Source organism: Phenylobacterium koreense (genome assembly GCF_040545335.1).
In the GTDB taxonomy this organism is placed as follows: domain Bacteria; phylum Pseudomonadota; class Alphaproteobacteria; order Caulobacterales; family Caulobacteraceae; genus Phenylobacterium; species Phenylobacterium koreense.
Window position 1 is genome coordinate 1,395,987 of the sequence record NZ_JBEPLU010000001.1, and the last position, 19,460, is coordinate 1,415,446.

The 19,460-nt window shown below is 67.7% G+C and carries 18 protein-coding genes and 1 pseudogene; 11 read left to right on the forward strand and 8 right to left on the reverse strand.

Annotation, left to right across the window (positions count from 1 at the left end; genetic code table 11):
• Positions 1–8: 8 nt before the first annotated feature.
• From ABID41_RS06930 to ABID41_RS06955, 6 genes are all read right to left on the reverse strand, one after another.
• Entirely contained in the window at positions 9–1,238 is a 1,230-nt protein-coding gene (locus ABID41_RS06930; RefSeq protein ID WP_331932960.1) for a TetR/AcrR family transcriptional regulator, read from the reverse strand.
• 86 nt (positions 1,239–1,324) lie between these two features.
• A complete protein-coding gene (locus tag ABID41_RS06935; RefSeq protein ID WP_331932959.1) occupies positions 1,325–2,761 on the reverse strand; it encodes a helix-turn-helix domain-containing protein in 1,437 nt (478 codons plus the stop codon).
• A 485-nt stretch (positions 2,762–3,246) separates the two neighbouring features.
• Positions 3,247–3,612 carry a YdbL family probable chaperone protein gene (locus ABID41_RS06940; protein WP_354297353.1) on the reverse strand — a complete coding sequence of 122 codons (366 nt, stop codon included), beginning with the start codon at positions 3,610–3,612 and terminating at the stop codon, positions 3,247–3,249.
• Positions 3,613–3,625: 13 nt separating this feature from the next.
• Complete coding sequence (locus ABID41_RS06945) at positions 3,626–3,808, reverse strand: YnbE family lipoprotein (protein ID WP_331931465.1); 183 nt, start codon at positions 3,806–3,808, stop codon at positions 3,626–3,628.
• Positions 3,809–3,844: 36 nt separating this feature from the next.
• Positions 3,845–6,913, reverse strand: a complete 3,069-nt coding sequence (locus ABID41_RS06950) for an intermembrane phospholipid transport protein YdbH family protein (RefSeq protein WP_354297354.1) — start codon at positions 6,911–6,913, stop codon at positions 3,845–3,847.
• Between the two features lie 70 nt (positions 6,914–6,983).
• Positions 6,984–7,763, reverse strand: a complete 780-nt coding sequence (locus ABID41_RS06955) for an SDR family oxidoreductase (protein ID WP_331929336.1) — start codon at positions 7,761–7,763, stop codon at positions 6,984–6,986.
• 171 nt (positions 7,764–7,934) lie between these two features.
• On the opposite strand from ABID41_RS06955, the gene ABID41_RS06960 reads away from it, so the two are divergent.
• The 9 genes and pseudogenes from ABID41_RS06960 to ABID41_RS07000 form a co-directional block, all read left to right on the forward strand.
• Positions 7,935–10,016, forward strand: a complete 2,082-nt coding sequence (locus tag ABID41_RS06960) for a 3-hydroxyacyl-CoA dehydrogenase NAD-binding domain-containing protein (protein ID WP_354297355.1) — start codon at positions 7,935–7,937, stop codon at positions 10,014–10,016.
• A 73-nt stretch (positions 10,017–10,089) separates the two neighbouring features.
• The gene (locus ABID41_RS06965; RefSeq protein WP_331932247.1) at positions 10,090–11,295 is read left to right on the forward strand and encodes an acetyl-CoA C-acyltransferase; all 1,206 of its coding nucleotides are present in this window, start codon (positions 10,090–10,092) and stop codon (positions 11,293–11,295) included.
• Positions 11,296–11,454: 159 nt separating this feature from the next.
• Positions 11,455–12,783: a hemolysin family protein gene (locus tag ABID41_RS06970; protein ID WP_331932246.1), complete on the forward strand. Its 1,329-nt coding sequence runs from the start codon at positions 11,455–11,457 to the stop codon at positions 12,781–12,783.
• 122 nt (positions 12,784–12,905) lie between these two features.
• On the forward strand, positions 12,906–13,811 hold the full coding sequence (locus tag ABID41_RS06975) for a hypothetical protein (protein WP_354297356.1): 906 nt from the start codon (positions 12,906–12,908) through the stop codon (positions 13,809–13,811).
• A gap of 75 nt (positions 13,812–13,886) precedes the next feature.
• Entirely contained in the window at positions 13,887–14,897 is a 1,011-nt protein-coding gene (locus tag ABID41_RS06980; RefSeq protein ID WP_354297357.1) for a hypothetical protein, read from the forward strand.
• 82 nt (positions 14,898–14,979) lie between these two features.
• Positions 14,980–15,198: a DUF2061 domain-containing protein gene (locus tag ABID41_RS06985; protein ID WP_331930355.1), complete on the forward strand. Its 219-nt coding sequence runs from the start codon at positions 14,980–14,982 to the stop codon at positions 15,196–15,198.
• A 17-nt stretch (positions 15,199–15,215) separates the two neighbouring features.
• Positions 15,216–15,677, forward strand: coding sequence for a Dps family protein (locus ABID41_RS06990; RefSeq protein WP_331930357.1), 462 nt, complete (start codon positions 15,216–15,218; stop codon positions 15,675–15,677).
• A 204-nt stretch (positions 15,678–15,881) separates the two neighbouring features.
• Positions 15,882–16,259: a hypothetical protein gene (locus ABID41_RS06995; RefSeq protein WP_331930359.1), complete on the forward strand. Its 378-nt coding sequence runs from the start codon at positions 15,882–15,884 to the stop codon at positions 16,257–16,259.
• 130 nt (positions 16,260–16,389) lie between these two features.
• Positions 16,390–16,911, forward strand: a pseudogene (locus ABID41_RS07000) (IS1595 family transposase); the annotation flags it as partial.
• Between the two features lie 484 nt (positions 16,912–17,395).
• Here ABID41_RS07000 and ABID41_RS07005 read toward each other — a convergent pair.
• Positions 17,396–18,136, reverse strand: a complete 741-nt coding sequence (locus tag ABID41_RS07005; protein WP_331930361.1) for a hypothetical protein — start codon at positions 18,134–18,136, stop codon at positions 17,396–17,398.
• 217 nt (positions 18,137–18,353) lie between these two features.
• Between ABID41_RS07005 and ABID41_RS07010 the strand changes: the two genes are divergently transcribed.
• Entirely contained in the window at positions 18,354–18,566 is a 213-nt protein-coding gene (locus ABID41_RS07010; protein WP_331930363.1) for a hypothetical protein, read from the forward strand.
• Entirely contained in the window at positions 18,563–18,721 is a 159-nt protein-coding gene (locus ABID41_RS07015; RefSeq protein WP_331930365.1) for a hypothetical protein, read from the forward strand. Before ABID41_RS07010 ends, ABID41_RS07015 begins: the two co-directional genes overlap by 4 nt.
• Here ABID41_RS07015 and ABID41_RS07020 read toward each other — a convergent pair.
• Complete coding sequence (locus tag ABID41_RS07020) at positions 18,718–19,308, reverse strand: NYN domain-containing protein (RefSeq protein ID WP_331930367.1); 591 nt, start codon at positions 19,306–19,308, stop codon at positions 18,718–18,720. The genes ABID41_RS07015 and ABID41_RS07020 overlap by 4 nt on opposite strands.
• Positions 19,309–19,460: the final 152 nt, after the last annotated feature.

A 19,460-nucleotide genomic window follows, 5' to 3' on the forward strand; every position in this document is an offset into this window, starting at 1 on the left:
GTCGCGCCTTAGCGGGTGAATATCCCCATCAGCAGGGGCCGTGCGAAGACCGAGGGCGCCGCCTTCTGGGTGATGCCGGGCACCCAGAAGCCCAGCTCGGCGCCGGCGTTGAGCGTCGCGTTCAGCATCTGGGCGGCGATGACCGGGTCGATCGGCCGGATCGACCCCTCGGCGATGCCGTCGGAGATCATCGAGGCGAAGCGGTCGGAGACCCGATCGGAATGGGCCACCTGCTCGGTGCGGATCTCGCCGGGCAGGGCCGAAAGGGCCGAGACCCGCAGCAACGGGCCGTACTCGGACAATTGATATTCAGCCAGGGCGGCGGCGGCGCTGGAGATGCGCTGCCATTGGGTTCCGTCCATGGCCATCGCCAGGCGCTGCACCCGGCGCATGACGTCGAAGGTGCGGTCGAAGCAGGCGACCACCAGATCGTCCTTGGCCTCGTTGTGATGGTAGAACGAGCCCTTGGTGACGTTAAGGGCCGCGGAGATCTTGTCCACCGAGGCCCCGCGGTAGCCGCGGCTGTTGATCAGGCGGGTCGCGGCCAGCAGGAAGGTCTCGCGGCTCATGTCGGGCCCTTCGCGGGCGGCGAGTTCGGCCAGCGGCACGGGGATCGGCGCCCAGGTCGCGCCCTCGATGGCGAAGCCGCCGACCAGGATATCGTACATGCGGTCGCGGACCCGGTCGTAGTCCTCGGGGTCGTACTTCGGCAGCCAGGTCGCCGACCAGAAGAGCTGCTCCAGCAGCATGTGGGTGCGGGCGGTGCGCCGGCCGCGGCTGAGCCAGGCCATGTCGGGCGAGTCGAATAGGGTCCGCACACGCCGAAAGAGGCGCATATAGGCTTCGAACACCTCGGCCCGCTGCGCGTCCTTCAGCGCCCGCAGGTCCGAAAGCGTCGGCAAGGGCGGCTCGGCGCCGGTCGCGGCGCGGGCGACGCGTTCGAAATAGAGCTGCAGCAGCCGGGCCAGGCGCTGGGGCGGATTGGGCGCCGCGAGGGCCTCGTCGGTCGTCGCCTGCAGCCAGGCGATGCCGCGCAGCATGCAGCCGGCGGCCAGGTCGTCCTTGCGCTTGAAGTAGTAGGTGACGCTGGTGGTGGAAAGACCGACCGCGGCGGCGGCGTCGGCCAGGGTCAACCCTTTCACGCCGCGCTCGTTCATGATGGCGGTCGAGGCGTCCAGGATCGCGTCGCGCTTTCGGCGGAAGCGATCCGTCGAACGGGCGCTCTTGCGTTCAGCCATCTATGCCCCTGACTCCGTCTGGTAACGGAGGTATCTGCGCCTCCGTCTCGCCCCTCTCTATCGCATGCCCCTTGCGGCGCAAGGCGTCAGCCCGATGCGAACGGATAAGGCGAGATGGACTTGGTGAAGTCGTCAACCATCAGTGTACGGTTGATCGGCTCGGCCGCTCGCTGGGGACAGGCCGGGCGCTCGCAGATCCGGCAGGCGGGGCCGATGGCGGTGGCGACCGGGTCGCGCAGGTCGATGCCGCGGGAATAGACCAGGCGCTCGGCGAACTTCAGTTCGCAGCCCATGCCGACGGCGAGTTCGGAATCCTCTCCATAGGGCGATGCGAAGCGGCTGACCGTGCGCGAGAGGGTGAAGTAGCGCTGGCCGTCCGGGGTCTCGACGATCTGGGTGACGATGCGCCCGGGGGTGCGGAAGCTGGAGTGGATGTTCCAGCGCGGGCAGGTGCCGCCGAAGCGGGAGAAGGGAAAGGTCGCCCCAGCATAGCGCTTGGAGATGTTCCCCGCCGAATCGACCCGCAGCATGAAGAACGGCACCCCGCGCGCGCCCGGCCGCGACAGGGTGGTGAGCCGGTGACAGGCCTGTTCGAACGAGACCCCGAAGCGGGAGCGGACGAGTTCGATGTCATAGGCGGCGCGCTCGGCCGCCTCGTGGAAGGCGGCGTAGGGCATCAGCAGGGCCGCGGCCAGATAATTGGTCAGGGAGACCTTCAACAGGGCGCGGGTCGGCCGGTCCGGCGGCCCGGCGCGCTCGGCCAGGGCGTCGAGCAGAGCGCCGTGTTCCAGGATCGAAAGCTGGTAGGCGAGCGCGAAGGCGCGGCCGGCGGCGGTCAGGACTTCCGACAGGAAGAGCCGCTTGCGGTGATGGTCGTAGCGGCGGACGGATTCCGGCAGCACCTCCAGCGGCACCACCCGGACGCTGATGTTGTGACGCTTGGCCAGCCGCTCCCGCGCGGCGAGGGCGAAGTCCAGCGGCTCATGGCCGAGTTCGGCGACCAGTTCGTCGGCCGCGTCCTCCAGCTCGGCGAAGTAGTTCTTCTGCGACTGGATGAAGTCGCGCACCCAGTCCGACGGCAGGACCGCGGAACCGGCCGAGGCGCCCTCCTCCGGCCGGCTGATGGAGCCGAGGTCGGTCAGGCGCCGCTGGTCGAGATAGGCGCGATAGAGACGGACGATGGCCTCCGACACCGCCGGGGCGCTGTCGGCCACCTCGGCGATCTCGTGCCGGGCGACGCCCAGGTCGCGAAAGAGCTGGTCCGAGAAGATCTCGGCCAGGCCGGTAGCCCCGCTGGATTCCGGATCGGTCGACAGGCTCTTGAGATCTAGGTCGTAGGCTTCGGCCAGGCGCAGCAGCACCTGGGCGGTGACCGGCCGCTGATTGCGCTCCAAGAGGTTCAGATAGCTGGGCGAGACCCCCAGATCCTCGGCCATCCGGGTCTGGGTCAGGCCGAGGTCGCGGCGCAGCCGCTTGAGCCGCGCGCCGAGGAAGAGCTTCCGATCCGTATTGGCTGGGGCCATGGAGTCGGATTGTCACAGATTTACAATTATTACAAGGTCAGCCTGTGACAGACACGCCTTCTTGCACGTCAAAGTCTCTTCCCGATGCCGCCGGCCGGGCGTTACAGCAGACTCGACGCTTGTAAAAAGCTCCGGCTTCGGCCGGCGCGAGAGATCCTGACCAGGCTTGCCTGGGTCAGGGATCCACGAGCCCAGTCGTCTCTCCTCGAGCTCGCCCAGTCCTTGGGCCGGGCGGGCTCGCTTTTTCGCCCTAGGCGGACTGAAAGAGGAGATCGCCCGGAGGAGCCTCACGCTCCGGCCGGCGAACGGAATCCGCGCTCCGACAGGGGACGGATAGGGTGAGGGACGAGGAAGCTAGTATTCGGTCGCTTCCTCGTCCCGATCACCCGACAGGTTCGGGCCATGCCCGATGGATGAGGGGTAGAGACGCCAGGGGCGGGTCGGGGGACTTAGGCCATCTGGCGGCTCCCCCTCATCCACTTTCCTTACTTCTTCACCCAGGCGCCGCCGGCGTTCTGGTAGAAGTCGCCCGGACGCAGGCGGCCCTGAACGACGGTGCGGAAGGCTGAGGCGCCGGCGGCGGCCGGGCTCACCCCGTTCTGGGTCGCGGCCTGGGCGTAGAGCTGGCGCCGGCCGGCGTTGATCTCGGACACGGCGGCGCGGACCTCGGCGCTGGCCGCGCCGGCGTTCACGAAGCCCAGGAAGCCGTCGCTCTGCTCTCCGACGATCCCCTGCGCCTTGGCGGCGTCCACGGCGGCCTTGGCGGCGGCAGGCTCGGCCTGGGCGACGCCGGCGACGGCGAGGCTGGCGACGACCGCGGCCACCGGGGCCATCAGCTTGTTGAAGGTCATGGTCATCCCCTTCTTAGAACAGGTTCGGGTTCTGTTGGATCAAGGCCTTGACGTCGTCGTCGAGGCGCAGGCGGACGTCCGCGTCCAGCTTGGCGTAGATGGAGATCGGCGCCACCTCCACGCGCACCGTCGGCGTACAGGCGCCCAGCATGGCCGCGCCGGCCAGCACGGCGGTTGCGGCGAGGTTTTTCGTCATAGGCTCGTCTCCAGGTCTTAGGTCCAAGGTGGCGCTTTACGGCTGAACGGGGTGTGAACCGCGCAGCGCCTGGAAGTCGGCGAAGTCTTTCAGGATTTGATCGAGGTTGATCGAGGTGTCGAGGGTCAGGTCGACCTTGGTCCCCGACGGCAACGGCAGCGCCTTGTTCATGAAGTCCCGCCGGATGAGCTCCATGAGGGTCAGGCGGATCTCCTGCCGCTGGGGCGGATCATGCCGGCCCTTCAGATGCATCAGCACGCCCAGCCGCCCGTTCTCCTGGCTGTTCACCTGAGCGTCCAGCGTGTCGAAGGCCAGGTCTTCCATGGCCTGGTAGCCGAACTCGCTGAAGGTGTTCACCTGGCCGCCGCCGGACAAGGCGCTCGCCAACGGCACCTGCACGCCGGTGACGGCGCCGCTGACAACGGCCTCTGTCGGCGTCGAGGCGACCGGCGTGAGGGCCTCACGCAGGATCGAGAGCCGACCCGGCGCGACCGCATAAAGGTTTCCGTCGGTGACGCGCACGCCCTCGGGGCTGACGGCGAACGGGACACGGCCCGAGAGTTTCGCCTGCAAGTCCACCCGGTCGCCGAAGGGCGAGGCTTCCACCAGGTCCTTCATCTCGACCACGTTGAAGTTCACCACGCCAGTCCAGGGCTTGGTGGTGTCGAACGGCAGGGTGAAGGGTTCGAAGACCAGGCTCCCGCCCCCGACCGCCAGGCTGGCCCCTTCGACGACGGCCGCTTCCTCGGCGAGGCCGAAGCGGACATCGACATTGGTCAGTGGAACCAGGGTGTTGACCGCCTCGGCGGTCATGACCTGGCCCGGCGCGGCGGCCAGCGGCAAGAGGCTGCTCAGCGCCACGTGTCCTGCGAGGCCGACGACCGGTCCCATGGGGCTGACGAAGTCGAGCCGGTCGACCACGAGATCGCCGTGGCTGGTGAAGGTGTCCGGCGACCAGGCGATCTGGCCGGTCATCCGTCCCGAACCGGTGGCCGGCGAGGCGATCAGCTCGGCCAGCGGCGAGAGCTTGGCCGGCTGCAGGCCATCCGCAGCGAAGGCGAGCTGGCCGGTGTCGAAGTCTGCCGCCCCTCGCCCGTCGGCGCCATGCCTGAAGGTCCCGCTCGCCAGGCGGCGGCGCTCCGGATCGGTTACGTCGAACATCCCGGTCCAGCCGCCGGCCCTGGCGATGGCGCGACCGGCGGCGCGGACCGGGTAGAAGCGCTTCTCGGCGGCGGTGTCCTCGACCCGCACGTCGGCGAGCCCGACCTGCCCGGCCATGCGCCCGCCCGAGCCGGAGAGGTCGACCGTAGCCGATCCTTGCGAGAAGGCGGCCTCGACCGAGGGAATCCGACCAGCCAGCCCCTCGGCCTTGCCCCTAAGCCGCCAGCTCCCATCGGCGAAGCTGACCAGCGGCGCCGAGCCGGGGCAGAGCCGGCCGTCCACCTGTTCCAGGTCGTTCTCGCCGAGCTCCACACGGTCGGCGGCCAGGGAGATGCAGCGGGGGCTGATGAAGGTGATCGCCCCGTCGGCCAGGCGGATATCGCCCTCAGCCTCGATGTCGCCGCCGCTCACCTGCGCGAAGCCGCCCTTGGCCTTCATGGCGGCCTTGGCGACCAGGCCATCCTTGGTCAGCGCATAGCGGCTGACGGCGAGCTCGGCCTCCGGCAAGCCGCCGCCCGAGACCTTTAGGTCGAACGCGCCCTGGTCGTTGGCGAAGATCGGTCCGCCGACCCGATAGAGCGTCACCTCCCCGCCGGTGTCGGTGTGCAGGCGCACCGGAACGCCGAGGCTGATCGAGAGGTCTTCGCGCGAGGCGCTGACCTCCACCGAAGAGGCGGCGAACCGGAAGCCGGCCAGGGCGCGCTTGAGCGCCGCCGTCTCGGGCGGATCGCCCGCCGCGACTGGGCCAAGGCCCGACCAGGCCCCGCGCCCGGCGACCGAGCCCCGCAGCGAGAGATCCACGCGCTTGGGGTCGAAGGCGACCAGCCCGCCGACGTCCGCACGGGTGGCCGCGAGCCGCAGGTCGCCGCTACGGCCCGAGGCGATGGAGGCCCGGGCGCTGGTCTCGGCCGAAACCACGTCGCCGACCGAACGGGTCCAGCGCACATCGCCGAGAGAAACGTCGGAGGCGATCTGCTGCAGCTCGACACCCCGGGCGCGTCCTTCGCGGGCGGTGAGCTTGACGTCTCCGTCGCCGTGCACGACCAGCGTGTCCATCCAGCCGCGTGTCACCCCATCGAAATTGGCGACCAGGCTGGCGCCCTCGACGCGATCCTCGCCCATGGCGAAGGACTGGCCGGCCAGTTCGAGACGGGCCGAAACCCCGCCCTCGTCCTGATGCCGCTTCAGGTCCGGATAGGGGCCCTGGAGGGAAAGCCTGAGCTGGGCGTCGCGAACGCTCGCCCCGCCGCCCCGGAAGTCGGCGACCGGCGCAGTCAGCTGGATATCGGTCCGGTCCCGGGTGGTGGCGAGCCGCAATCGCGCTTCGCCCAGCCCCGCCTCCAGTCCTTTCCCGCGCAGACGCACCGGATCGAGCCGGGCGTCGAGAGCCATGAGCTTGCCGCGCTCCAGCCGGCCGTCGCCGGTGAGTTTCATCGGGCCGTAGTCGGTGGCGAGGTTGAGGACGCCACGGCGGATCTCCACCCGTGGCTGAGGCGCCTGCGGCTGCGGCGGGCGCCTGGCGAACTCCTCGACCAGCGGGTCGAGCCCGCCGAGGCTGAGCTTGCCGTCCCTGAAGGCGGCCTTGAGCACCGGCCGATAAAGACGCACCGAGATCACTCGCACGCCCAGGGGCTCGCCCTGCCAGAAGCCGGTGAGGCCATAGCGGACCTCGACCCGGGAGATCGAGACGTCGGGATCGTTCGGCGCGCCCGCCCGCACTCGTGCGGTGAAGCCGCCGAAGTCGAACTCGCGAAAGTCCACCTCGGCCGGCACGCCCCGCGCCTCCAGCCAGCCGACCAGCACCTCGCGAGCGATCGTCCGCCGCGTCAGGTAGATGGTGGTTCCGGCAGCAAAGCTGACGATCACCAGGGCGGCGACGATCGTTCCGGCCCGCCGCTTGCGACGAGCCGGCCTCGAAGGCGGCTTAGGTTCCGACTCGCTCAAACGCCACGCCCGCTGTTCTCGAGCAGGTCATAACGCAGAATGGGCGAAAGCGTGGCCTTCGCTATAAAGTTTACAGGGCGCCGGTGCTGGCCAAGGCCACGCCGCCGTCCACGGCGATGGTCTCGCCGACCACATAGTCGCCGGCGCGGCTGGCCAGGTAGATCGCCGCGGCCGCCATGTCCTCGTCGCGGCCGATGCGGCGCGAGGGGATGCGCTTGGCCACCTGGTCGCCCTGGTCGCGGGCCACGCGGTTCATCTCCGAGGCGAAGGCGCCTGGCGCAATGCCGGTGACGTTGATCGAGTCCTTGACCAGTTGCGCGGCCATCCGGCGGGTCAGGTAGATCAGCCCGGCCTTGGATGCGTGGTAGGAATAGGTCTCCTGCGGATTGAGCCGGATGCCGTCGATCGAGCAGATGTTGATCACCTTGGCCGGCTGCTCGTGGCTGGCGGCGGCCGTCAGGGCGGCGTGCAGCGCCTGGGTCAGGAAGAAGGGCGACTTCAGGTTCAGGTTCAGCACCTTGTCCCAGCCGCTCTCGGGGAACTCGTCGAAGGGCGCGCCCCAGGCGGCGCCGGCGTTGTTGACCAGGATGTCGAGCTTGGGCTCCTTGGCGGTCAGCCGCTCGGCCAGGGCCTTGCAGCCCTCCACGGTCGAGATGTCCTGCGGCAGCGAGATGCAGCGTTCGCCCAGCTCGGCGGCGGTCTCGTCGCAGGCCGCCGGCTTGCGCGAGGAGATGTAGACCCGCGCCGCGCCGGCCTCGATGAAGCCCTTGGCGATCATCTTGCCGATGCCCCGCGAACCGCCGGTGACGAGCGCCACGCGCCCTTCGAGCGAGAACAGACCCAGCGCCATAACCCTATCCCCTTAAATGAGTTTCCAGGCCTCATAGACCCGGGCTCAAGGCGCGCAAAGCCAACGGATTTTTGACTCGCGCCCGCCCGGCGCCGCCTGTAAACAAGCGTTTGAATCCAGGGCGACCAAGGCACGAGCCGCCCATTTCCATAAAACAAGGGATGCGCTCATATGGCCGAGATCAATTCGGTGACCGACCTGACGCTCGACGGCGACGTCGCGGTGATCACGCTCAACTCCCCGCCCGTGAACGCCCTGTCGGCGCCCGTGCGCGAGGGCCTGTTCGAAGCGTTCAAGGCGGCAAGCGCCAACGACGCAGCCAAGGCCATCGTACTGATCTGCGAAGGCCGCACCTTCATCGCCGGCGCGGACATCACCGAATTCGGCGCCCCCATGGCCCCGCCGGAACTGCCGGACGTGCAGGACCAGATCGAAGGCGCCTCCAAGCCGGTGGTCGCAGCGATCCACGGCACCGCCCTCGGCGGCGGCCTCGAGGTCGCCCTCTGCGCCCACTACCGGGTCGCCGTTCCGTCGGCCAGGCTCGGCCTGCCGGAAGTGGCCCTCGGCCTGCTGCCCGGCGCCGGCGGCACCCAGCGCCTGCCCCGCGTGGTCGGCCCCGAGCGCGCCCTGGAGATGATGACCAGCGGCCGCCACGTTCCCGCAAAGGAAGCCCAGGCCATCGGCCTGGTCGATGAACTGGCCGAGGAAGGCAAGCTGCGCGAAGCCGCCGTCGCCTTCGCCCGCAAGGTCGTCGCCGAAGGCCGCCCGCTGCGCCGGATCCGCGACCAGAACGAGAAGGTCGAGGCCGCCCGCGGCAAGCCCGAGATCTTCGCCGACTTCCGCAAGGCCAACGCCCGCAAGTTCCGCGGCTTCCTGGCCCCGGAATACAACATCCGCTGCATCGAGGCGGCGGTGAACCAGCCGTTCGACGAGGGCATGGCCACCGAGCGCAAGCTGTTCCTGGAGTTGATGAACGGCTCGCAGTCGGCGGCCCAGCGCTATTCGTTCTTCGCCGAGCGCACCGCCCAGAAGGTTCCGGACGTGGCGGACGACACGCCGCTCATCCCGATCAAGAAGGTCGGCGTCATCGGCGCCGGCACCATGGGCGGCGGCATCGCCATGAACTTCGCCAACGCCGGCATCCCGGTGGTGATCGTCGAGGTGAAGCAGGACGCCCTGGACCGGGGCCTGGCCACCATCCGCAAGAACTACGAACGCACCGCCTCGCGCGGCGGCATCACCGCCGAGCAGGTGGAGCAGCGCATGAGCCTGATCTCGGGCTCGCTCTCGATGGAAGACAGCTTCAAGGACGTCGACCTGGTGATCGAGGCCGTCTTCGAGCGGATGGACATCAAGAAGGACATCTTCACCAAGCTCGACGCCATCTGCAAACCCGGCGCGATCCTGGCGACCAACACCTCGGGCCTGGACATCGACGAGATCGCCTCGGTGACCAAGCGTCCCGAGAGCGTCATCGGCCTGCACTTCTTCTCGCCGGCCAACGTGATGAAGCTGCTTGAAATCGTCCGCGCCGATCATACTTCGAAGGAAGTGATCGCCACCTCGATGAAGCTCGCCAAGCAGATCGGCAAGGTCGCCGTGCTGGTCGGCGTCTGCCCGGGCTTCGTCGGCAACCGCATCCTCGGCGCGCGCCAGCGCGAAGCCCAGAAGCTGGTCATGGAAGGCGCCATGCCCTGGGACATCGACCGCGCGCTCTACGACTTCGGCTTCCCCATGGGCCCGTTCGCCATGAGCGACCTGGCCGGCCTGGACATCGGCTGGGTGAAGGAAAGGTCCAAGGGCGAGAGCATCCGCGACGTGCTCTGCGAGGCCGACCGCCGCGGCCAGAAGACCGGCGCCGGTTACTATGACTACGACGAGAACCGCGTCGCGAAGCCGAGCCCCTTCACCGAGAAGGTGATCCACGACTTCATCGTGAAGTCCGGCGCCAACCCGCGGAAGATCGACGACCAGGAAATCCTGGAGCGCTGCATCTATCCGATGATCAACGAGGGCGCGAAGATCCTCGAAGAAGGCAAGGCCATCCGCGCCTCCGACATCGATGTGGTCTGGCAGAACGGTTACGGCTGGCCTGTCTATCGCGGCGGCCCGATGTGGTACGGCGACCAGGTCGGCCCCGAGAAGGTGCTGGCCAAGATGAAGGAATTCCAGGCCAAGATGGGCGACCAGTTCAAGCCCGCCGCGCTGCTGGAAAAACTCGTGGCCGACAACAAGAAGTTCGCCGACCTCTAAGGCGGCAACGGACCGGTCCCGGCGTTCGCGTCGGGGCAGGTCAACCGCTCCTCCCCAACCTAGGACCATTGCAATGCGTGAAGCCGTTATCGTCTCCACAGCCCGCACCCCGATCGGCAAGGCCTATCGCGGCGCCTTCAACAACACCTATGGCGCGACCCTGGCCGGCCACTCGATCGCCGCCGTCGTCGAGCGCGCGGGCATCGACCCGGCCGAGGTGGACGACGTGCTGTTCGGCTGCGCCCTCGAACAAGGCACCACCGGCAACAACATCGCCCGTCAGGCCCTGCTGCGCGCCGGCTTCCCGAACACCGTCTCGGGCATGACCATGGACCGCCAGTGCTCGTCGGGCCTCATGGCCGTGGCCACCGCCGCCAAGTATATCATCAACGACGGCGCCCCGATCGCCATCGGCGGCGGCGTGGAGTCCATCTCGCTTGTCCAGAACGACAAGATGAACCGCTTCATGGCGTCCGATCCCTGGCTGACCAAGAACGTGCCGGAGATCCACACCTCGATGATCGAGACCGCCGAGATCGTCGCCGACCGCTATGGGATCAGCCGCGAGGCCCAGGACGAGTACGCCCTGCAGTCGCAGCAGCGCACCGCCAAGGCCCAGGCCGAAGGCCGCCTGACCGCCGAGATCGCCCCGATCACCACCATCATGAAGGTCGTGGTGAACAAGGAAACCGGCGAAACGGCCGACAAGGAAATCACCGTCAGCATGGACGAAGGCAACCGCCCGCAGACCACGCTGGCCGACCTTCAGAAGCTGAACCCGGTCTTCAAGGGCGGCCGCTACGTTCCGGAAGGCAAGTTCGTCACCGCCGGCAACGCCAGCCAGCTCTCGGACGGCTCGGCCGCCGTGCTGCTGATGGAACGCAAGGAAGCCGAAAAGCGCGGCCTGACCCCGCTGGGCGCCTATCGCGGCATGGCGGTGGCCGGCGTCGGGGCCGAGGAAATGGGCATCGGCCCGGTCTTCGCGATCCCGAAGCTGCTGGAGCGCGCCGGCCTCACCATCGACGACATCGACATGTGGGAGCTGAACGAAGCCTTCGCGAGCCAGGTTCTCTACTGCCGTGACAAGCTGGGCATCGACAACGAGAAGCTCAACGTCTCGGGCGGCGCCATCTCCATCGGCCACCCCTACGGCATGACCGGCGCGCGCTGCGTCGGCCACCTGATGCACGAAGGCAAGCGTCGCGGCGCCAAGTACGGCGTCGTCACCATGTGCGTCGGCGGCGGCATGGGCGCGGCGGGCCTGTTCGAAATCTTCTAAGCGACCGACAAGCCGACCAGGATTGGGCCGTCCTTCGGGGCGGCCCTTTTTCGTTCCGCTCCAGCCGCAAATCACGCCGGCATGGGCGTCGCTTCGAGGCCGCATTGCGGTTAGGGTGCAGCGGGGCCCCAGGAGGGCCTCGCCTGGGTTCAACCTTTAATGATCCTTCTCGCCTCGGCCGTGGTGCTCCTGCTTCTGGTGCTCAACGGCCTGTTCGCCATGTCCGAACTGGCCGTGGTGTCCTCGCGCCGGGCCAAGCTGCAGGCCCGGGCGGAACGCGGCGACAAGGGCGCGGCGGCAGCCCTGCGCCTCTCCGAACATCCGACCCGCTTCCTGGCCGCCGTCCAGGTCGGCATCACCCTGATCGGCATCCTGTCGGGCGCCTATGGTCAGGCCACCATCGCCGGCGAGCTCGACCAAATCCTGGAAAAGATTCCGGCGCTGCACGAGTATTCGGAGCTGATCGCCACCGGCCTGGTCGTCGTGGTCATCACCTACCTGTCGCTGATCGTCGGCGAGCTGGTGCCCAAGCGCTTCGCCATGGCCTTCCCCGAGACGATCGCCGGCCTGGTCGCGCGGCCGCTGTCGCTGATGGCCAAGGCGATGGGCCCGTTCGTGAGCCTGCTGACCGTCTCCACCGTGGCCGTGCTGAGGCTGCTGGGCATTCGCGACGAGAAGGGCGACCGCGTCACCCAGGAGGACGTCGAGACGGTCCTGGCCGAGGGCGCCAACGCCGGCCTGATCGAGCCCGAGGAACAGGCGATGATCGGCGAGGTGCTGCGCCTGGGCGACCGGCAGGTGCGGGTGGCGATGACGCCGCGCCATGACCTCTACTGGATCTCGCTCGCCGACACGCCCGAGCAGCAGATGACCGACATCCGGGCCTGCCCCTACTCGCGGATCGTCGTCACCACCGGCGCGGACGTCGAAGAACCCGTCGGCGTCGTCCACAAGAAGGACGTGCTGGACGCGGTGCTGGACGGCAATGGGGTCGACATCGCCGCCTTGATGGCGACGCCCCTCTACATTGTCGAGAGCACCTCCCTGCTGCGGGCCCTGGAACTGCTCAAGCAGACGCCGCTGCACATGGCCCTGGTGGTGGACGAATTCGGGGCCCTGCAAGGGATTGTGACCCCCACCGACCTGCTTGAGATGATCGCCGGGGACTTCGACGAGGGCTATGAGGGCGAGGGAAGCCAGACCATCGTCGAGCGGGAGGACGGGAGCTTCCTGGTCGATGGGCGGACCGAGGTCGACGAGCTGGCCAAGACGCTGGGCGCCGACTTCGAGGAGACCAGCCATTTCCACACCGCCGCAGGTCTGGTCCTGCACGAAATCGGACGCCTGCCGGCCGAGGGCGACGTCTTCGAGATCGGGGCGTTCCGGGTCGAGGTGATCGACATGGACGACCGCCGGATCGACAAGTTGCTGTTCACCCGGCTCGATAGTCCGGAAGGGCCGAGCCTGGCGGAGATTCTGTCGTCCTAACGGCAGGTTTCCTGCCATTCCGCGCAGGAACCTGCCGCTCTACAGCCAAGCTCGGCAACGCAATTTTCATCATGAATCCGTCAAGTCGCGCGCGGGGGGCCGTGACTTTGGGAGGGGTCCGAATGGACACTGGATTCAAGATCGGCCTGGCCGGCGCCGCGGCGCTCGCCTTGCTGGTGGGCTGCGCAACGACGCCACCTAAGCAGACCGCTTCGTCCGCGGCGCGGGCGAACCCGAAGCTCGAGGCGCAGGCGAGCGCCTTCGAGAGCTTCATGCGCAACGCGCGCAGCATCGACGGCAAGTTCTCCGGCCCGGCCGATGTGGCCGAGGGCCTGCGCGTCGGTTCGGCCTATGAACCCAAGCAGTTCGAAGCCGGTATGATCGCCTATGCGGCCGTCGCAGCCATGCAGGACCCGCGCTTCGTGGCCGGCGTGCGCAAGGCCGCGCAGGACAAGCGCACCGGCAAGGGTCTGGCCGCCCGGATCGCCGCCCGGCCGGAGCTGGCCGCCGCCCTGCCCGGAGCCGACGGCGGCGCGGCGCGGGCCAGCTTCGCCCTCTATCGCCAAGGCGAGGCGCTCACCGCCAGCGCGGCCAGGGTCAAGAAGGCCTCCTACGACACCCAGCGATACGCCTGGGCCAAGACCTTCGTGCCCGAGCCCCGCGCGCGGCTCACCCGCGTGAAGCAGATTTCGAGCGCCGGCTATCGGCCGATGACCGGCGACCAGGCGCGGCTCTATTCGGCGGTCGCCGAGGGCGGACGGCGCAACGGCGCGGCGAGCCCGGTGATCAATCGCGGCCTGGCCGTGGCGGCCCTGAACATCCTTGGCGAGGACGGCCGGGCGCGGAACCTGATGAGCGAGCCGCGCAGCGGGATGTGCGTGCGCGTGGCCAAGCTGAACCTTTATCAGTGCCTGTCCGCCGCCGGCCCCTATTACGAGGACATCTACTGCCTGGCCCAGCACGGCATGGCCGAACCGGCGAGCTGCGCGACCGCTGCGGTGAAGCCGTTGCGGACGGCCCAACGCTAGCGCCTTGGCGCCCAATAACCGTCGAACTCGGCGCTAGGATGCCCCTGCGCCGAGTCGACGGCGCTGGAGTGAGCCATGCCGCCGGCAGACCAGGACGAAAATCCGTTCATCCGTTCGAGCCCGTGGGGACGTGACGCCAAGCGTCCCCCGACCATCACCCTTGCCGGCGCGGCCAAGCCAGCCGCGCCTGCGCCGCAAGCTGCGCCTCAGCCGCCGCAGCCGGCCCCGCGGCCGGTGTTCACGCGCCCGATCGGCGAGGCGCCGGCCGCCGCCGGCCCGCAGGCCGCGACCATCCTGGGACAGCAGGCCCCGACCGCGCCCACCCCGCTGGTGACACGGCCGTTGCCCGGCGCGCCCGGACCAAGCCCGCAGGGATCCAATGTCCTGCCCTTCGGCCAACGTCAGGCGCCGCATGGCGTGCCGCCCCGTCCCGCCGTTCAGGCCCAGCGGCCCGCCGCGCCAGTCGCCGCGCCGATCGAGCGCCCGGCCGCGGCGCCGGTCGCCACGCCGGAGCCCGCGCCAGCGCCAGCATCGATCTCCGCGCCGGTCGAGCCCCTCGCCCTCACCCCGAGGCCGGTCCACAAGGCCAAGCAGACTTCGCGCCTGCCGCTGGTCGCCGGCATCGGCGTCGGCCTTGTCGTGCTGGGCGGCGCGGCCGCATTCATGCTGACGAAACGGGAGGCCCCGGCCCCCGCCGCCCAGACCGCCGCCATGACCGCCGCAGCGACGCCGCCGGCCGCAGCGACGCCGGCTGGCGCCGAAGCGGGCCCCGCGGTCGCCGAAACGCTCCCCGCCCCGGTGGCCGAGGCGCCGCGTCCGACGCTGGCGCCCGCCGCGCCGCGCGCAAAGACCGAGACCCGCGTGGCCGCCATCCAGCCCAAGGCCCTCGCCCCGCGGCCTGCGGCCGAGCCGACCCCCGCCCCGTCGCCCGAGGCGCCCAAGCTGGACGTCCCGGCCGCCGCTCCGCAGCCGGTCGTCGCGCCACCGGTGGTGAGCCCGCCGGTCATCCCGCCGACCCCGGCCACGCCGCCGCCCAGCGATCCGGACGCGCCCTTCGTCCTGCATCGGGAGACGCCGAACCCCTAGGCCCGAAAAATCGGAATCGCCGCCCTTCACACGCGCCGCCCGCTTCTTATATTGCGAATTAATCGCAAATAGGTCGAGAACGATGCAAACGGCGAAGAAGACCCTAAGTTACAGTGTCATGCACCTCACGGTGGCGATCACCGTCGCCTACGCGTTGACCCGGGATTGGCGGGCGGCGCTGGCGATCGGGATGATCGAGCCGATCTTCCAAACCCTGGCCTTCGCCATTCACGAGCGGGTCTGGGCGCGGATCACGGCCCATGGAACTGGCTCGCCCGCCGCGGCGAGCGTCGAAGCTTGAGAAGAGGAATCGATCCAATGCCGAATGCAGGCCCGAGCGCCAAGGACCGCAAGGCGGTCGCCGAGGGACTTTCGAAACTGCTGGCGGACACCTACGCCGTCTACCTGAAGACCCACGGCTATCACTGGAATGTTCGAGGGCCGAACTTCTCGCAGCTCCATTCGCTGTTCATGGCCCAGTACACCGAGATGTGGGCGGCCATCGACGAAGTGGCCGAGCGCATCCGCGCCTTGGGCGAACTGGCGCCGCAGGGCTATGGCGCCTTCGGCAACCTCTCCTCCATCAAGGACGGCGATCCCGCGAAGAACGCCGAAGCGATGATCCAGGATCTGGTGGCCTCGCAGGAGGCCCTGATCGGCACGCTATATTCGATCCTGCCGGCGGCCCAGGAAGCCGGCGACGAAGTGACCGCCAGCCTGATTTCGGACCGCCTCACGGCGCACGAAAAGCACGCCTGGATGCTTCGCTCGTCGCTGTAAGGGAGCTTCTCCCTTCCCAGGAAGGACAGGCCACGGAAGCGGCCGGGGTGGGGCGCGGCTGAAGCTGCAGCCCCCACCCTGGCGGCGGCCCTCTCCGCCTCGCCTTTCGGCGAGCCGCCTCCCGCGATGGGCGAGGATCTTGTTTGGAGCGGGAACGCAATCGGGAGTCCGTGGTTGACCTCGCTCGTCAGGCGAGGAGCGGTGATGGGCGTCAGGGTGTCTGGCTGGAAGCTTGAGCGCGGGCAGCGCGAAGCGTTGCTGCAGCGGTTTCCGGCTGCGTACGAGATCGTCGTCTGCGACCACGTCACTCTGAAGTTCGGCGGGAGGCCGGGATTCGAGCCGGCCGACACCTCGGCGGAGATAATCGGCTTCGCCAATGACCGCAGAGGGGTCCAGGCCGCGATCGTCGAGATCGCCGGGCTCTCGGCGCGGCCAGACGGCGGCGTCTATCACATCACCTGGTCCCTGGCGCCCGGCCGGCGGGCCGTGGAAAGCAACGATGTGATCGCCGAACATGGCTGGGCGCCGCTGCCGATAGGCGTGCCCGTCGAACTGAAGGCGGCGAGCTGGCCGCCGGGCTAGAGGCGCAAGGAAAGGGCGCTGCGAAGCCGCAGCGCCCGATCCGTCTTCGTTCCTCACCGACCTTAGGGCGATTATATACTTTGCAAACCCACGAGAGCGGTGCTATAAGGTTCCTGCAAGAATCAAGCAGATGTCTGTCCTCAGCCGCCCCTACTTCCACAACGAGCAAGCCGCCTTCGACTTCGTTGAGGCGATCATCTGGCCGAAGGGTCCGGTCTGCTCGCACTGCGGCTGCACCGGCCGGATCAGCGCCATCAAGCCGAACCCCGAAAAGCGCGTCCGCTACGGCCTCAAGAAGTGCGGCGACTGCAAAGGGCAGTTCACCGTGCGCATGGGCACGATCTTCGAAGAGTCCAAGCTGCCCATGACGAAGTGGCTGCAAGCCATCTTCCTCATGACCGCGAGCAAGAAGGGCGTGAGCGCCCACCAGCTGCACCGGACCCTGGAAGTGACCTACAAGACCGCCTGGTTCCTCGCGCACCGCATCCGCGAGGCTATGCGCTCTGGCGACCTGGACCCGTTCGGCCGTGGCGGCGCGACCGTCGAAGTGGACGAAACCTTCATCGGCCGCGATCCCGACGCCACGCCCAGCAAGACCGGCAAGGGCTTCCATCACAAGATGAAGGTCGTGAGCCTGATCGAACGCGAGAGCGGCCGGGCGTGGAGTTCGACTTCCGCTACAGCTACCGCGCCGCGCTCGGCGTGGACGACACCACGCGCGCCACCTGCGCGCTGCAAGGCGCCGTTGGGAAGCGGCTGACCTATCGGTTGCCTGACCAGCGGGCCCCGGCATAAGGCGCTAGGCCGCAAACAGCGATATACTATTTGGAACCGCTCAGCCGATAAGCGCGCCGCATTCAGGCGCGAGAGAGCTAAAGCCGCGGGGATTCCACCGTCGAGCTCATCGTGATAAGCTAACAGCACAACGGCGCGGCCGCTTTTGGAAGGCGACCACGCCGTTGCTCTTACCCCTTGTGGAAGGGGCAGGGGTTTTGGGCCGCTTTTCTCAGCGGCCTACCGGCAACAACCGGGCCATGGACCACATGGCGCTCCTCCTTTCTCTCGGGGTTTGGCGGCGCGCGCAGCCTTTGGTCGGGATCGACGCGCGGCGCGGGAAATCATGAGGCGGTCAACCATCACTGGTTGGCCGCCTTGTTCTTCGACTTCCGCGTTAGGTACTGGATGAGCGTCCAGATCGCGGAACGTTCGGCGTCGTCGATGTCATCCTCTTTCATCAGGTCGACGAGCTTATATTCGAGGGCTTTGTCTGACATCGGGTTGGGTGGGGGCGTTCCGCCGCCGACACCGCCGACATCCGTAACTTTCTGAGGTTCCGCAGCCGGTGCTTTGGACCGACGCGGCGCGCCGCCATTGCGAGGACGCGGAAACTTCGCCTTTTCGATGCGCGGGCCAAGCGGGATGCCCACGTCTCGCGCCGCATGCAGAAAGAACGTCCGACACTTTCGCAGGACGTCTTCCTTCGCATCGGTGCCGACTTTGAAGGCATCCGCAAACATCGACGGCGTTGCGGTCAACAGATCCAGCCGAAGGACCGCAGGATAGGTTGCCTCAACAATCGGCCGAAGTTCCGATTTGAACGTCGGCGTATCGTAAGTATCCACCAGCGCCGCCAGCTTAGGCGTCGGCCTCTTCGCATCATCGATCAGGTCTAGGGAGCGCAGGGCGAGTAGGATCTGCCCCTGCAGACCGCCAGCGAACCGGGTCAGTACCGAGCGATCGATTTGCGGCGGCAGTCCGTGAGCCTTCAACTCGCTCAGAAGATTCAGGAACGTCTTGTAGGCAATGTACGGGGGCGTGCGCCCTTTGGGCTTCTGCCCCTCGTCGCCGCCGAGTACGTCGTCGAACTGGTCGGCCATAACCGCCCACTCCCGTTTCCAATGCCAGCAGGTGTAACCCATAACCAAAACGAACGCAAACCGTCCGTCGCGGTTACAGAGCCAGACATAACCAACATAGCGTTTGCGTCCCTCCGAGCGTGGCGACTAGGCTGCCGCCATCCCAGTCGGAGTTCAGAAAATGCGTGTTTTAGCAAGGGCTTACGGGGATCGCCCCCTCGTCCGGGAACTGACCGGAATGAGCGACCGGCTTGCATATGTCTTGAATCCGTCTGCGGTAGATGCCGATGGCATCGTGCCGCTATCCGGCGTCGGATTCCCGCGCGATTCTGTCTTTTCCTACGACGCTTCGCTGGCCGATTCGCTGGAAGGCGCCTGGCGCAACGGGGATCGCGAGCGGCTTGCTGAACTATGGAGTAGCGCAGACGAAATTTGGGAGCGGTCGCAATGAGCGGGAAGCATCGTCACCCCGAAGGGGGAGATCAGCCGCAACTCGACAAATTCAAAGACCTCGCCCGCGAGTTAGAAGCGGACGAGGACGAAGCTCGGTTCGAAGAGGCCGTGCTGAAGATCGCGCTGAAAGCCCCTCCTGAGGACGACGACTAGGGCCAAGCGATAAGGCGCACCACATCCGCGTGCGCTTGCAGGTCATCGTGTAGGCGGAGCGCTGGCTGAGGCAGTTGGATCAGGACGACCTCGATCCCGGCTTTGCGGGCGTGTTTCATCGCAGGGATCATGTCCGTGTCTCCAGACACCAGAACGACACGATCAACCGACCTGCGCTCGCTAAAGGTCGCGATGTCCAGGCCGATCCGCATGTCGACGCCCTTTTGCTCGAAAATGGGTTCGAAATCGGCATCAGTTAGCGGGGCGCCACCTTGGAGCGGCAGGTTCCTTGGCCTCCAGCCACGGAAGCCAAGGGAGCCACGGCGGACAGCGAAACGCTCTAGCTTCGCCAGCTCCTTCAGCCAGTTGTCGCTAGACTGGAAGTTCGTGGGATTTCCCGACACCGGAAGGTTGCGTGTGCCGCGAAACTGCGGCGCATCGTAGTAGAAGACGCGGAAAAGGTACTCGGGCGGAGCGGACACGCACTTCTGCGCGAAAGCCTCGATGAACTGATTGTCATACTGGTGGCCAGCGGCCCTTGCGCAGGCGCGCACGTACCCGCCATCGATCAAGAGCGCCGTCTTCATTCCTTAACCCCGAAACGGAAACACCCGCCAAGCGGTAAAGCTTAGCGGGTGTTCCTAGGATTGTCGCCCCAAGCGAGTGGAGCGTCAGGATTCAATGAGACGCATATATGCCGCGTCTAAGTCAGGGGTCAATACGCGGAACTAGCTAAGGG